Origin of the sequence: Syntrophothermus lipocalidus DSM 12680, assembly GCF_000092405.1 — a bacterium.
In the GTDB taxonomy this organism is placed as follows: domain Bacteria; phylum Bacillota; class Syntrophomonadia; order Syntrophomonadales; family Syntrophothermaceae; genus Syntrophothermus; species Syntrophothermus lipocalidus.
The window spans coordinates 1,916,798-1,932,547 of sequence record NC_014220.1 but is presented as its reverse complement, the minus strand read 5'-3'; the positions used below and the strand labels follow the sequence as shown (position 1 = coordinate 1,932,547).

The window sequence follows — 15,750 nt, the reverse complement described above, 5'->3', positions numbered from 1 at the left end:
GTGACTGGTGGATTGCAGTTCGCGAGGAGCTGTGTATCGCGATTTAGCTGAGTGCCGGGAGATGGACACAGATTTGACACAGATTGACACAGATGGGTTTATTTGACGCAGATTAACGGAGATAATTTTCGCCGAGCATAAACCTGAGGGGATTGTTAGCCGGGCGAAGCGACGTATGACGAACTCCGGGCACTCAACCAAGGGCCGTCAATATGAGTAAAATTTGAATATTCTCGTTGAGTGCCGGACAACACATGGCGAAACTGATTCATTCTCTAGTGGTGAGACACTCTTAGTGTATTGGGAGTCTGCGTCATTCTGCGTCTAATAATAAAAAACACATCTGTGTTCATCAGTGCTCATCTGTGTATATCTGTGGCCATTTTTCCCGGCAAATACTAGGAGGATTTTGAGGAGCGGTGTAGAACCACCTATAATTAGGTGGTTTTTTGTTGGTAAATGCGAGGTTCAAAGTCGGGGAGGGAATAAGTCTTGCTAGTGCAGTTGTATAACGTTTCCAAGACCTACCCCAACGGGGTTAAGGCGTTGAATGACGTTTCTCTTAAGATAGATCGAGGAGAGTTTGTGTTTTTGATGGGGCAAAGCGGGGCCGGAAAATCCACGCTTTTGAAGCTTTTGTACCGTGAGGAATTACCTACCCGCGGGCAGATATTCATCGCGTCGCGGAGCGTGGTCAGGATGAAGGCCGGAGAAATCCCTATGCTGCGAAGAAACATTGGGGTGGTTTTTCAAGATTATAAGCTGCTGGAGAACAAGACGGTTTTTGAAAACGTCGCTTTCGCTATGCAGGTAGTTGGGGGCAACCGGCACGACATCAGCCGCAGGGTTGAGGAGACCTTGAGGTTGGTGGGGTTGAGGGACAAGGCCGGCTGTTATCCTTCACAGCTTTCAGGTGGCGAGCAGCAGAGGGCCGGGATAGCCCGGGCTATCGTGAACCGGCCTTTAATCGTGATTGCGGATGAACCCACCGGTAACCTCGATGCCGACACTTCATGGGAGATCATGGACCTTTTGCAGGAAGTTAATAAAAACGGGACAACGGTGATCATGGCTACCCACGCCCAGGAGATTGTGAGAAGGATGCAAAAACGGGTGGTGTTCTTAAAAGAGGGTAGCGTGGTTCACGATTCCTTACCGGAGGAGTTTATTGCATGAGCCTGCGTAATGTAGGCTATTACTTCGGTGAGGCAGCGAGATCCCTGTACCGGAACCGGCTCTTGAGCTTGGCCACCGCTTCGACGGTGGCGGCTTGTGTATTGATCCTGGGGGTGGCGGTTTTGATGATAGTGAACGCCGAACAGGTTATGTCGAACCTGGAGTCGGACGTAGAGATAGTAGCTTTTTTGGAGAAAGACTTGAGCCACCAGCAAGAAACAGAGATCGGCAAAGAATTGAGTTACATCCCCGAGGTTAAGGAAGTCAGGTACGTTTCCCGCGACGAGGCCATGAAACAACTGGCCAAGAAATTTGGCAAGAAAGAAAGCGAGCTGATCCAAACCCTGGGCGGCGAGAACCCGTTACGCAACAGTTACCGCATTAAAGCCAACGATCCCCATCAGGTCCCGTCTTTGGCCCGCAAGATTCAGGGCATCCCTGGTATTTACCGGGTGCGTTACGGGCAGGGAGTAGTAGAAAAGCTCTTCGCTGCCACCCGGTGGGTCAGGAACCTGAGCCTTGTGGTGACTGTACTCCTAGCCGGGGCAGGCGTTTTCCTTATTGCCACCACCATCCGTCTCAGTGTTTATTCCCGGCGCAAGGAGATCTACCTGATGCAGTTGGTGGGAGCGACTAGGTGGTTTATCCGGTGGCCGTTTTTCATCGAGGGGATAATTTTGGGGATCGCGGGATCGGCGGTCGCGGCTTTAGTATTGTCGGTAGGCTATTATTATCTGGTGAATAGCCTGGGCCTGGCGGTTTCGTTTATTCCTCTGGTGCGGGACACGTCTTTGCTTTGGAAACTGGGCGGGGGGCTCCTGGCAACGGGGGCAGCGTTAGGGATTATTGGAACCTACATCTCGGTGAACCGGTATATGAATATCTAGAGTTCAGTCATATTGAAACCACACAAGAGCCGGGATGCAGGTTAGGCTGTTTTGAAGGGCGCTTCGGGGAATTGTGTTAAGGCGAAAGAGTCCAAGATGCCCGGACAAGGGTAGAAAATGGTGAGGTTGGAGGGCAGGAGATGAAGGAGCATGCCAAGGGGCTTATCGCGTGTCTCACTTTGGTGTTTTTCTTGGCAGCGCTTTTTCCGGCTTACGCTGGCCAACTCGAGGAGAAACAGAAAGAACTGCGTTCGATTCAGCAAGAGATAGCCAAACGCAGGGATCAGATTAAGAAGGCTAAACAGCAGGAAAAGGACATAATGAAACAGATCGAGGTTATTGAGAACGGGATGGAAGAAACCAGGAAAGAGATTCAGAGCCTCGATAAGCAGGTATCGGTAGTGGAAGGAGACATAGATTCTATTCAGCGGGACATCCAGAAGGCTGAGGCTCATTTGAATGAGCAAACGGACTACCTAGCTCAGAGGCTGGTTACGGTGTACGAGACCGGGGACGTGTCTTACCTGGAGGTGCTTCTCGATTCTACCGATATCGTGGATTTTCTGACCCGTTATGACCTGCTGAAAGAGATAGTGAGCCAAGACATGCAGCTCATAGAGGAGATACAGGCTGAACGCGCGGACCTGGAGCAGAAAAAGAAATTACTCGAGGCCAAGAAAAGCGACCTCTTGTACACCAAGCAGAAACGCGAAGCCCAGGCCGAGTTTTTGGAAGAGCAGGCCGGCATGAAGCAGGAGGTCTTAAACCAGGTCCAGAACCAGAGGGAACAATACGAAAAGGCACTGGAAGAATTAGAAGAAACCTCCCGCGAGCTGGAACGCTTGATCCGCTCGCTGCAGAAACCGGAAAGTGCTTATCAGGGAACCGGAATCTTCTGTTGGCCGGCACCTGGCTACACCAGGGTAACTTCAGAGTACGGAATGCGTTACCATCCCATCCTGGGGATCCGCAAACTTCACACCGGGATTGACATCGGGGCTCCCTACGGGGCTCGGGTGGTGGCCGCGGATGGAGGGACGGTTATCTATACCGGTAGGATGGGGGGATATGGCAACACGATAGTTGTCGACCACGGGGGAGGCGTGTCTACCCTGTATGCTCACTTGTCTGCTTACAGGACTTCGACCGGAGCGAGGGTCGATAAAGGGGATACGATAGGACTGGTCGGTTCTACGGGTTGGAGCACCGGAGCGCATCTACATTTTGAGGTGCGGAAGAACGGTACCCCGGTCGATCCGAGGGGATGGATATGAGAATGGAAGTTGGAAGTTGGAAGTAGGAAGTTGGAAGTTGGAGGCCAGAATGGAAGTTAGAGGCCGGAAGTAGGAAGTAGGAAGCCAGAATAGAAGTTGGAGGCCGGAAGTAGGAAGTTGGAAATGTGGAAGTTAGAGGCTGAAGAGATCGCCTGGGAGGGGCGATTTTTTGTTTTGTTAAATGGCAACACTTGGGTTAACATATTAGTTGTTGACCGGTAATAAACTTAAGGGGAAATGGAAGGGGTAGTGGTATTGAAGAATAACAGGTTTATCAAGGGATGTGTGATATTTTTTGCCATCATAGGTTTTCTTGTTACTTTGACTACATCTTACCTATTCATCACGTATCGAGGTAGCTTAACCAGTCTAGCGACCGAAACCTTGTTATTGAAGACAAAGGCATTAAAGCCAGCCGATACTCCGGGGCTCATCAGAGGCGCGATGAGGGGTATGGTGGATTCCCTGAATGATCCTTACTCTGCTTACTTGGATCCTAACCAGTATCGCGACTTGACTATAAAGATACAAGCGACGTTCGGGGGCATCGGTATCGTTGTGGGAGCCGATGAGGAGAACCGGTTGAAGGTGGTATCAGCTCTTAAAAATACGCCTGCCGAGCGAGCTGGGATAAAATCGGGCGATGTAATTACCCGCATAAACGAGGACTCTACTCAGGGCATGAGTTTGGACGATGCGGTGCGGCTGATGCGAGGAGAACCAGGGACGCAGGTTACAGTCGGTATCTACAGAGAAAGCGAACGGAGGGAGTATGAGTTCACGATAACCCGAGAAATAATCAATGTTCCCTCGGTGGAGTCAAGGTTGCTGCAAGGAGACGTGCCTGTAGGATACGTACACCTGCTTCAGTTTACCGCCACTTCTGCTAGCGAGATGGAAAAAGCTATACACGCCTTGGTAGAGCAAAAAGCCAGGGGACTCATACTCGATCTAAGGGATAACCCTGGGGGTGATTTCCAAGCGGCCCTTGATATTGCTGATCTGTTCCTAAATGATGGGGTTATCGTTAAGGTCCGTAACCGTTATGGACGGGAGGTGGTACACGAAGCTCATGCTGGAGCTTTTGACATGCCGTTTGTTGTGCTCGTAAACGGGGGGAGTGCTAGCTCTTCCGAGATTTTAGCAGGGGCCCTGAAGGATCACGGGGTAGCACCCCTGGTGGGAGAGAAAACCTTTGGTAAAGGGCTAGTACAGACGGTATATCCTCTGGCCGCGGGCGATGCTTTGAAGCTGACAACGGATAAGTATTTTACCCCTAAGGGGACTGATATAGACCATGTTGGGATTGCACCGGATTACACGGTACCGGCCGGCAAAAACGGCGAGGACCAACAGTTGGCAAGAGCCAAATCTATCCTGCTAGAGGAGATTTCATCCCGCAACCCCTAAACCGAAGCCACAGACCCGGCACTCAGCGCATCGAGGACCGTGGACACTACGCCCGAAATGGCCATCCTGCTCTATTTGGACACGTTTTCTGCTCATCCGGCTGAGTGCCGGGCAGATGAACACTGATATTTAATTAGACGCTGATTTACGCAGAAATAGAAAAGATAAGATAAAAACAAATATTATACAGTAAACAATAAAATTACCAGACTCCGGCACTGCCAGCATACAACATAATATCCTTTATTTGCTATGTCGCTTAGAAAACCCAGACCCGCTAATAGTGAAAACCAGCATATGGTAAACAGCCGGGAATGTCTCCGCTACATACAAGCGAATTATGCAACCAAAGTTCTGTTTTTTGTACCAAGCAGCAAATTCATCTAGTAGAATAATCTGAAATAATCTGCGTAATTCTGCGTTTCAAATAACATCTGTGTTAATCAGTGCAAATCTGTGTTAATCTGTGGTTCCGTTTGAGGAGTGATCCGGTTGAGCGAAGTGGGATCATTTGTCGTCGTAGTCCTAAAGCTGTGGCTGCAGATTATTCTCAGCCCACTCTTTCTGGTTTTGATCATCGTCGTGGGCTGGCAGTATCGGCGGATGCAACGGATGTCGCAGGGACTGTTCCCGACGAACAGGAATATGTATATCCGTTCGACTTTGCTATCAACTCTGGTTGGAATCGCAGGCGGTGTTGCGGGCAGTGCAGGCCTGTTGGGATTAGGCGTGGACCTGGCCAGAATGGGGATAGCCTATCTGTTCATTACCGCAATTCTTCTGATGCTGATTCACCCCCGGTTCCTTTGTTTTGCCTATGCCGGGGGTATAATTTCAGTTTCCCATCTAGTGTTCGGATGGCCGGATGTTAGTGTTGGCCAGCTTATGGGCCTAGTAGCCGTCTTACACATGGTAGAGAGCATGCTCATCTATTTTTCGGGGCACATAGACCCCATGCCGGTCTACGTTCAGACTGAGAGACACGGTGTTGTGGGAGGCTTCAACCTGCAGAAGTTTTGGCCAATACCTTTGGTTGCCGTGATGAGCGTGGTTGACCCGAGAACCGCCAGCACTGGGATAACACTGCCTGACTGGTGGCGGGCCGGATGGTGGGCACTTTTTCACGACAGTTCAGGCGTTCCCTCCTCTGTCAGCTACGTATTGCTGCCGATAATAGCTATTTTGGGATACGGGGAAGTTACAACTACGGCTTCGCCCCGACAAAAAAGCAAGGTGTCGGCGCGTAACTTGTTCTGCTTCAGCCTTGTGCTGTTAATCCTGTCGGTCATGGCTTCACGTAACCCGCATCTCTGCATCCTACCGGCCCTTTTCGGTCCTCTAGGGCATGAACTCGTTATATGGTTGGGAATCAAGGCGGAATCGGAGGCTACTCCTTCGTACGTCATGCCCGAGCGAGGGGTAATGATTCTGGAAGTGTTGCCTGGATCCACGGCGGCGCAGGCCGGGCTAAAAAGAGGGGACGTGGTGGTGGGAGTCAACGGTTTGACGGTTAACAGCCGGGAAGAGATGGAGGCTTTGCTGCGGTATTACGGAGGCGAACTGCAGCTAGAGATCTGTCGCGAGGGGCAGGCTTTTTCTTCCTCCTTTGCGAGAAAGCCAGGGCAAAGTCTTGGCATTGTGCTAGTACCGGATCCTGGGGAAGAAGGCGTGCGCAGACGGCATGCTGCATTTCGTTCTCAGCGCTTCTTGAACTGGCTGAAAAGATTCTTGCGCTAAAAGGGGTTGGTCGAAGAGCTGAGTTGGCTCAGTTTTCCGTAGATTCCGATATGGCCGGTTGGCTGATAGGATTCGGTAGTGGTTACATTTTGCTTACCCTCCGAATAGCATAATAGTAGCCTGGGCCCGATGCGAGGGGCGAGGCTGCTTGTAGGGGAAAAGGTTTTAGGGGGGAGGCAGATCGTGAATAAGCGGGGACGAATAAGGTACTTGTTGGCCAGCAGTAACACAGGGCAGGGCTACAGCTCGTTTCTGCCGGCTTTGATAAATGAGCTGAACAAGGTTTACATCCTTAAGGGAGCACCAGGCTCAGGCAGATCCACTTTTATCAGGCAGGTGGGTTTGGCCCTGGCGACTAAGGGATACGAAACGGACTTTTTCGTTTCTCCTTTCAACGCTTCATCGCTAGAGGGCGTTATTTTTCCGCAGTTAGGGCTAGGGGTTGTAAATGGGGATCTCGAATGCAAAATTGAGGCCAGATACCCGGGAATTGCAGGGGAGGTCATAAATCTGGGCGAGCATTGGGACCGTGAACAGTTGGTAGAACACCAGCAGGAGATAAGAGACTTGGTAAATGAGATACAGAAACATGTTGAACTCAGCCGGGGCCTACTTAAAGAGGCGAGCCGGGTAAAGGAAGGGCTGAAAAGTTTCTGGGTAACTGGGCTCAATCTGGAACGAGTGGAGGCCCTGGTTACGCGGCTGGTGACGGAAATACTCGACCGGATTCCTACCGAAAGGCATTACTTTGGGTCTACACTTAGCCCCCAGGGGTTTGTCAGTTATATCGACCAGCTTAGCGGGTCTTGTGCCTGCAGGTATGTCTTACAGGGACCACCTGGCAGCGGCAAGTCAACGGTTCTGTTGGCTTTAGGTGAACGAGCTTTGGCTAGGGGGTGTCAGGTGGAGTTTTACCACGACGGGTTAAACCCCGACAGTCTGAACATGATCATAATGACCAGTCTCGGCGTGGCCGTGGTCGATGCCAGCGGGCTTACTCTAACCGCCAGGCCTGGTGATATAATTATAGATACCCGGGAGTGTATTGAGTCAGAGCCAGAAGATTTTTTCGAACACGAAATCAACGAAGCCCAGCGCCGGCTGGACGCGCTGGTAGAGGAAGCGAGTGCTGTTCTCTCTAAGGCCGAGTTTTGCCGGAAGCGTTTGCAGAAGATCTACAGCCGGGCCATGGATTTCAGCGAGATCGAACGCATCCAGGCCCAGATAATCGAGGAGATTCAATAAATTTGAGCCACAGATTTACACAGATTAGCACAGATTTACACTGATTTATAAAATAAAAAAACATACTATATGAAGATTAGCCTGCTCCGAAAATAGGATCTTAGAGAAGTCTTGGAGCGAGCCGGCTAACACTCCTCAGGAAAAGCTTCTGTGTGGGCATTTTCATTTTCTACTGATGATACGCCTGCACGTGTTATGGGAATCTGTGTTCATCGGTGCTTATCTGTGTTTATCAGTGGCTATAATTACTCACTTGGGAGGTTGCGCGGTGCAGTTCAAGCTTCGTTCGGAGTACAAGCCGACTGGCGACCAGCCGCAAGCTATAAAAGCCATCGTAGAAGGCGTGAGGCGGGGGTACAGGCACCAGACCTTGATGGGGGTTACCGGGTCCGGGAAGACCTTTACCATGGCCCACATAATAAACGAGCTGCAGCGGCCGGCTCTGGTTATTGCTCCCAACAAGACCTTGGCCGGGCAGCTTTACGCCGAATTCCGGGAGTTTTTCCCGGAGAACGCCGTGGAGTACTTTATCAGTTACTACGACTACTACCAGCCAGAGGCGTACGTTCCCCAGACTGATACTTATATTGAAAAGGACTCTTCCATAAATGACGAAATAGACAAGCTGCGCCACTCCGCTACCGCAGCTTTGCTGGAAAGGCGAGACGTGATCATCGTGGCCAGCGTTTCTTGTATCTACGGGTTAGGGTCCCCCGAAGATTACGGGGAAATGGTGATTTCCCTGCGTCCAGGCATGGAAACAGGGCGCGACGAGCTCTTGAAGAGACTGGTGGAGAACCTGTACGAGCGAAATGAAATCGATTTCAGCCGGGGCAAATTCCGGGTGCGCGGGGACGTGGTAGAGCTGATGCCGGTATCTGCCGGGGAAAATGCCATCCGTATAGAGTTTTTCGGGGATGAGATCGAAAGGATACTGGAGTTCAATCCCCTGACGGGGGAGATATTAGGCAGGAGGACTCACGTTTCGATTTTCCCGGCTTCCCATTACATCACTACCCGGGAAAAGATGCTGAGGGCGGCGGCAGAGATTGAAAAAGAATTGGAGGAACGGGTGGAGCTCCTCAAAAAGGAAGGTAAGCTCTTGGAGGCTCAGCGCCTGGCCCACCGCACCCGGTATGACCTGGAGATGATAAGGGAAATCGGTTATTGCAAGGGGATAGAAAACTATTCCCGTTATATTACAGGAAGACAGCCGGGGGAACCGCCCTATACCTTGATCGACTTTTTCCCCCGGGATTTCATTGTCTTTATCGATGAGTCTCACATAGGAATACCTCAGTTGCGCGGGATGTACGAAGGGGACCGCTCGCGCAAGCAGACCCTGGTGGACTATGGTTTTCGCTTGCCTTCGGCTATGGACAACCGCCCGCTTACGTTTGAGGAGTTCGAGGCCAAGGTTAAGCAGTGTATTTACGTCAGCGCTACCCCCGGGCCTTATGAGCTGGAAAACAGCAGCCAGGTAGTGGAGCAGATTATCAGGCCTACCGGCCTAGTCGACCCGGAGGTGGAGGTAAGACCCACCCAAAACCAGATAGACGACCTGATGAAGGAGATACGGCTGAAGGTGGACAAAGGCTACCGGGTGCTGGTGACGACCTTGACTAAACGGATGGCCGAGGAGCTTACGGATTACCTGAGCGATGCCGGATTCCGGGTTAGGTACATGCACTCCGAGATCGACGCCCTTGAAAGAATGGATATACTGCGGGGCCTGAGACTGGGAGAATTCGACGTACTCGTTGGAATTAACCTTCTCCGGGAGGGGCTGGACCTGCCCGAGGTGGCTTTGGTAGCTATACTTGATGCCGATAAAGAGGGGTTCTTGCGTTCGGAGCGGTCGCTGGTTCAGACCATCGGGAGAGCTGCCCGTAACGTGGAAGGTAAGGTTATAATGTACGCTGACCACGTCACCTCCGCTATGAAGGCGGCAATCGACGAAACCAACCGGCGCCGGGCCATCCAGCTGGAGTACAACCACCAGCACGGGATCACACCCCGAACAGTTACTAAAAGCATACGGCCCCCCATAGAGGCTACGATTGCCGAAGAGCCTGAGGAATACAGGAGCTCGACATTTGAGGGATTGAACGCCAGAGAACGAAAACGGTTGCTGACCGAGCTGGAACTGGAAATGAGGAGAGCAGCAGAGATGCTGGAATTCGAACGGGCAGCCTACTTGCGCGATCTCATAAGACAAGCCGAGGGAACCCGTGGGAAGAAGCGGGGAAAAACGAAAACTAGAATTCATTAGACGCTGATTTACGCTGATTTATAATTAAGCCACAGACCCGGCACTCAGCCTAAATCTGGGTTAGTGACGGGCGGATTGCAATTCGCTAGGAGCTATGTGTTACGGTTTAGCTGAGTGCCGGGAGATGAACACTGATTATCACAGATTTACACAGATATTTTTGGTAATAATAGCCATATCTTTTTGCACGGGTATGCTATATTTTACAAGTATTACCTCAACCCAAACAATACTAGACATAATAAACAAAATTAGGAAAGATTTTTGATAGCACTAGGTAATATGCCATAGAAGGACTTTTCTGAATAGGCCTTGTTAAACACCCAATTGCAAAATCATCTGTGTTTATCAGCCCGGCACTCAGCTGACTGAAATTGTAACATGCCGGTAGGACCCTAAAACGCTAGCCGCTAACCAAAGACTTGAGCTGAGTGCCAGGTCTGTGTTCATCTGTGGCTACTAGACAAGGTGGGAATGGTGAAGAACTGTATAGTCGTTAAAGGAGCACGGGAACACAACTTAAAAAACATAGACGTTACTATTCCCCGGGACAAGCTGGTGGTGTTTACCGGGGTATCGGGGTCAGGCAAGTCATCGCTGGCTTTCGACACCATCTACGCCGAAGGACAAAGGCGGTACGTGGAATCCCTTTCAACCTACGCCAGGCAGTTTTTGGGACAGATGGAGAAACCGGATGTGGATTACATCGAAGGGCTTTCTCCTTCTATTTCTATTGATCAAAAGGCAGCCTCCAATAACCCCCGGTCCACGGTCGGAACCGTGACCGAGATCTACGACTACCTGAGGCTTTTGTTTGCCAGGGTAGGGAAACCCCATTGCCCTCATTGTCACCGTCCTATCCAGCGCCAGACGGTAGACCAGATAGTGGATGCGGTCTTGGCATTGCCAGAAAGAACCAGGATAAAGGTTTTGGCTCCCGTAGTTAAAGGCAAAAAGGGGGAGCACCAGAAGCTCTTGTCAGACCTTTTTCGAAACGGCTTTGTGCGGGTAATAGTAGACGGCATCGAATATACTTCGGATGAAGAGATAAAACCGGATAAGAACCGGAAGCACGATATCCAGGCAGTGATCGACAGGCTGGTGGTAAAGGAAGGGGTCAGGAGCAGGCTGGCGGAAGCCATCGAACTGGCTTTCGAATTAGCCAACGGGACGGCAGTGGTTCAGGTCCTGGGAGATGAGGGCGAAGAGGAGCTGTGGTTCAGCCGTGAATTCGCCTGCCCGGACTGCGGGTTCAGCCTGCCCGAGATAAGCCCCCGCTTCTTTTCGTTCAACAGCCCATACGGAGCCTGCCTGGAGTGTGACGGGCTTGGGTTCAAGCAGGAGATCGACCCGGCGCTGGTTCTGGATGGGGAGAAAAGGCTTCTGGAGGGCGCGGTTAAACCGTGGGGCAACAACCTGTGGACCTACTATAACGTAGTGCTCCGGGCGGTAGCGGATAAATACCGTATACCCCTAGACCGCCCGGTCAAGGAACTGTCTCCAGAGCAAGTAAACTTGATACTGTACGGCAACGGGCCGGAGAGGATTCCCGTCAGGTACACCAACAGCTATGGAGAAACCGAGGTATTCAGGGCTAGTTTTGAAGGGGTTATCAACAACCTCTATCGCCGCTACCAGGAGACTGCCTCTGATGCGACGAGAGAGGAGATCGCCCGCTACATGACTTCCAGCCCGTGTCCCCGGTGCGGGGGAACCAGGCTCAAGGAAGAGGTTAGGTGGGTGCTTCTGGGGGACAAATCTATCGCCGATGTTTCCAGCCTGTCGGTGGCTCAGGCTCAGGAGTTCTTTGATGGCTTGAGACTTTCGCCGCGTGAAGAGCATATTGCCCGCCAGGTAATAAAAGAGATAAAGGGGCGCCTATCCTTTTTAGTCAACGTGGGGCTCGAATACCTGACACTGGACCGGGCGGCAGGTAGCCTTTCCGGAGGGGAAGCCCAACGTATCCGCTTGGCCACGCAGGTCGGATCGGGACTGGTGGGGGTTCTTTATGTTTTGGACGAGCCGAGCGTGGGCTTACACCCCCGGGACAACGCCCGATTGCTGGCGACCCTGGAAAACCTGCGGGATTTGGGCAACACCGTTATCGTGGTGGAGCATGATGAAGACACCATAAGGGCGGCGGACTGGGTAGTGGACATAGGGCCTGGGGCTGGCATCCACGGCGGGAGGGTTGTGGCTGAGGGCGCCGTGGCTGAGATCATGGAAAATTCCGACTCTGTGACCGGGCAGTACTTAGCGGGGGTGCGCCGAATCGAGGTTCCGACCCGGCGAAGACCCGGCTGCGGCAAGTTCTTGACCGTGAAAGGAGCCCGCCAGCACAACCTTAAAAACCTGGACGTGAGTATACCTTTGGGGACATTTACCTGTGTGACCGGGGTTTCCGGCTCGGGTAAGAGTACCTTGATCGAAGAAATCCTGTACCGGCGCCTGATGCAGGTGCTTTACCGGAGCAGGGAAAAACCGGGAGAACACGATGAGATCCTGGGCACCGAGCATATCGATAAAGTGGTGAATATCGACCAGTCGCCGATCGGCCGAACGCCCCGGTCGAACCCGGCTACTTACACCGGGGCTTTTGACGGCATTAGAGAGCTTTTTGCCAATACTCCAGAGGCACGTATGCGCGGGTACAAGCCGGGACGCTTCAGTTTTAACGTGAGAGGAGGCAGGTGCGAGGCTTGTTCCGGTGATGGTATTATAAAAATCGAGATGCACTTCTTGCCGGATGTGTACGTGCCTTGCGAGGTTTGCAAAGGTAAACGGTACAACCGGGAGACCCTGGAAGTAAAGTACAGGGGCAAAAGTATCGCAGATGTGTTGAACATGACTGTCGATGAGGCGGTAGAGTTTTTTGCCCATGTGCCCAAAGTCTACCGCAAGCTCAGGGTATTGTCTGATGTAGGGTTGGGGTATATCACCCTGGGACAGCCGGCCCCTACCCTTTCGGGAGGGGAGGCACAGCGGGTGAAGCTGGCTACCGAACTGTCCCGTCGCTCGACCGGAAAGACCGTATACATCCTGGACGAGCCAACTACAGGCCTCCACAAAGAGGATGTCAAGCATCTCTTGCAAGTCCTGAACCAGTTGGTGGACGCCGGGAATACGGTTATAGTCATCGAGCACAACCTAGATGTTATAAAGTCAGCCGACTACATAATAGACCTGGGGCCAGAAGGCGGGGAACGCGGTGGAGAGATTGTGGCTTTGGGCACGCCTGAGGAAGTTGCCCGCAACCCCCGCTCCTATACGGGACAGTTCTTGAGAAGGGAACTAAGAATTGAGAATTAAGAATTGAGAATTAAGAATTGAGAATTAAGAATTAAGAATTAAGAATTAAGAATTAAACCATCATTCTTCATTCTCAATTCTTAATTCTGCATTCAGTTCATGGTGGTGTTGAAGTGAAGGAAAGGCTGGGTAAAGTGCCGCAAAAACCCGGGGTGTACCTCTTTAAAGATGAGCGGGGGCAGGTCATTTACGTGGGCAAGGCCAAGGCCTTGAGAAACCGGCTGCGCTCGTATTTCCAGTCGCCTTCGCAGCTTCTGCCCAAGGTGAGGGCGATGATGGCCAAGGTTAGGGATTTCGATTACGTCGTGACTGCCAACGAAGTAGAGGCCTTGATTCTCGAGAGCAACCTCATCAAATCTTACCAACCCCGGTATAACATAATGCTCCGCGATGACAAGAGCTACCCTTACCTGAAGGTGACCATGGCTGAAGAGTACCCGCGCCTGGTTATCGCCCGGGAAAAAAAGGACGGGGTATCCCGGTATTTCGGACCGTACAGCGATGTAGGGGCCCTGCGACAAACCATCCGCCTTCTGACCGGCATTTTCCCGGTACGCACCTGCCGCACGCTGAGGCTGGGAAGACGCCCCTGCCTGAAACGAGACATAGGTCGTTGTCTGGCTCCCTGCACCGGGGAAATAAGCCGGGAGGAGTATATGCGGGTAGTGGCCGACGTGTGCCGTTTCTTGGAAGGGGACCACGCCGGTCTTTTAGCGGGGCTGGAGGAAGAGATGAGGGAAGCTGCCGACAAGCTAGAGTTTGAAAAAGCGGCCCGCTTGCGGGATACCATAAGAGCCGTGGAAAAAGTCTCGGAAAAACAGAAGGTTGTTTTGGAAAACCCCTGGGAACTCGATGTAATGGCTTTTGCCCCGGTAAACCGAGAGATGCTGGGCTTGGTATTCAAAGTGAGGGCTGGACGGGTGGTGGGCAAAGAGACTTTCGAGTTAAGGACGGTCATGGGGGAAGGACTAAAAGAAATAGTAGCTTATTTTATTCAAAGGTATTACAGCGAGAGCCCGGACCTGCCCCGCGAGATACTGATCCCAGTTGAACCCGAAGGCCGGGAAGTATTGGAGACCTGGCTTTCCGAAATGAAAAAAGCAAGGGTGACTATCAAAGTGCCGCACCGGGGAACCAAGCGACAGTTGATGGTGATGGCCGAAGAGAACGCCCGGCTGCTGGCCGAAGAAAAAGCAAGGGCTGGTGAGGGGCACGGCGTTTTGACGGCTTTGGCCCAGGTGCTTTCACTGGAGACAGTACCCTTCCGCATAGAATGTTATGATGTTTCTCACTTGTCCGGAGAGGGCACGGTAGGTTCTATGGCGGTTTTAACTGCAGGAAAGAAGGATAAATCTGCCTATCGCAGGTTTAATCTAGGGAAGAATATCAATGACGACTACCAGGCTCTGAGCGATATATTGCGCAGGCGGCTAACCCGGGGGCAAGAAGGGGACCCGGCGTTTTTGCCGATGCCTGACCTGGTAGTCATAGACGGGGGACTGGGCCAGGTTAACGTGGCCCAGCGGGTGATGCAGGAGATGGGGATAACGGTTCCGGTGGTCGGCCTGGCCAAGAAGAACGAAGAAATATACTTTCCCGGGCAGCGGGAGCCGTTGAGGCTTCCGAGGAGACATCAGGCTCTACACCTGTTACAGAGCCTGCGCGACGAAGCCCACCGGTTTGCGGTCACGTACCAGCGAAAGCGGCGCAGCCGTAACATCACACAGTCAGAACTCGATAGGATCGCAGGCATAGGGGAAAAACGAAAACTGGCGCTCCTCCAGGCTTTCGGTTCGGTTGACGCCATCAAGAACGCTACTCCGGAGGAACTGAGCCGGGTGAAAGGGATGAACCGAACTGTAGCCGAAAAGGTTTTCGCGTTCTTCAATCCAAAGGGTGACGGGGATTAGTTGCCTAGATGGGGTAACGCAAGATTGGCCTGAGTATACTGGTTAGTTGTTCCAGTCTTTATGGTACAATGTAATTGAAGTAATCATACCTATGTTGACAGCAGTTGATCCGTGACTACGTGTAGGCAAAGCTTAAACTGGAACGGAGGTGATAGCATGCGGGGCTGGGTAGTTAGGTGGTTGGCTAACATCATCGCCATCATCATTACGGCAGCGATCGTGCCTGGTTTCGAAGTGACGGTTACAGGCGCTATTATTGGTTCGGTTTTTTTAGGTATCGTCAACGCGATTATTCGCCCGGTTATCATAGTATTGACCCTACCGATCAACATCCTTACTCTCGGTTTGTTTACCCTGGTTATCAACGGGCTCATGCTCTGGTTGACTGCCAGTGTAATCAAAGGATTTGATGTTTCTGGTTTTTGGGCTGCAGTTCTCAGTGCCCTTATCATCTCGGTAGTCAGCGCTGTGCTCAGCTGGGTGGTAAAAGACCAGCATGAACAATAAGATCCGAGCGCGGGAGTGAAGGA

Annotated in this window: 10 protein-coding genes; all 10 read left to right on the top strand. The window is 51.9% G+C overall.

Annotated elements, in window-relative coordinates:
- Window positions 1–492 precede the first annotated feature (492 nt).
- The 10 genes from ftsE to SLIP_RS09240 all read left to right on the top strand — a co-directional run bounded on the left by ftsE (window position 493) and on the right by SLIP_RS09240 (window position 15,727).
- Window positions 493–1,176 carry a cell division ATP-binding protein FtsE gene (gene ftsE, locus SLIP_RS09285; RefSeq protein ID WP_013176028.1) on the top strand — a complete coding sequence of 228 codons (684 nt, stop codon included), beginning with the start codon at window positions 493–495 and terminating at the stop codon, window positions 1,174–1,176.
- On the top strand, window positions 1,173–2,063 hold the full coding sequence (gene ftsX / locus SLIP_RS09280; RefSeq protein WP_013176027.1) for a permease-like cell division protein FtsX: 891 nt from the start codon (window positions 1,173–1,175) through the stop codon (window positions 2,061–2,063). Before ftsE ends, ftsX begins: the two co-directional genes overlap by 4 nt.
- Before the next feature lie 140 nt (window positions 2,064–2,203).
- Window positions 2,204–3,337, top strand: a complete 1,134-nt coding sequence (locus SLIP_RS09275) for a murein hydrolase activator EnvC family protein (RefSeq protein WP_013176026.1) — start codon at window positions 2,204–2,206, stop codon at window positions 3,335–3,337.
- A 237-nt stretch (window positions 3,338–3,574) separates the two neighbouring features.
- Window positions 3,575–4,747: a S41 family peptidase gene (locus tag SLIP_RS09270; RefSeq protein ID WP_041432979.1), complete on the top strand. Its 1,173-nt coding sequence runs from the start codon at window positions 3,575–3,577 to the stop codon at window positions 4,745–4,747.
- Window positions 4,748–5,248: 501 nt separating this feature from the next.
- A complete protein-coding gene (locus SLIP_RS09265) occupies window positions 5,249–6,484 on the top strand; it encodes a PDZ domain-containing protein (RefSeq protein ID WP_242649163.1) in 1,236 nt (411 codons plus the stop codon).
- A 183-nt stretch (window positions 6,485–6,667) separates the two neighbouring features.
- A complete protein-coding gene (locus SLIP_RS09260) occupies window positions 6,668–7,729 on the top strand; it encodes a hypothetical protein (RefSeq protein ID WP_013176022.1) in 1,062 nt (353 codons plus the stop codon).
- A 268-nt stretch (window positions 7,730–7,997) separates the two neighbouring features.
- Window positions 7,998–10,001 (top strand): excinuclease ABC subunit UvrB, encoded by a 2,004-nt coding sequence (gene uvrB / locus SLIP_RS09255; protein ID WP_013176021.1) that lies wholly within the window; start codon window positions 7,998–8,000, stop codon window positions 9,999–10,001.
- Between the two features lie 474 nt (window positions 10,002–10,475).
- Window positions 10,476–13,310: an excinuclease ABC subunit UvrA gene (uvrA, locus tag SLIP_RS09250; RefSeq protein ID WP_049765042.1), complete on the top strand. Its 2,835-nt coding sequence runs from the start codon at window positions 10,476–10,478 to the stop codon at window positions 13,308–13,310.
- A 113-nt stretch (window positions 13,311–13,423) separates the two neighbouring features.
- Window positions 13,424–15,220 carry an excinuclease ABC subunit UvrC gene (uvrC, locus tag SLIP_RS09245; RefSeq protein WP_013176019.1) on the top strand — a complete coding sequence of 599 codons (1,797 nt, stop codon included), beginning with the start codon at window positions 13,424–13,426 and terminating at the stop codon, window positions 15,218–15,220.
- A 156-nt stretch (window positions 15,221–15,376) separates the two neighbouring features.
- On the top strand, window positions 15,377–15,727 hold the full coding sequence (locus SLIP_RS09240; protein WP_013176018.1) for a phage holin family protein: 351 nt from the start codon (window positions 15,377–15,379) through the stop codon (window positions 15,725–15,727).
- The last annotated feature ends 23 nt before the right edge of the window (window positions 15,728–15,750 follow it).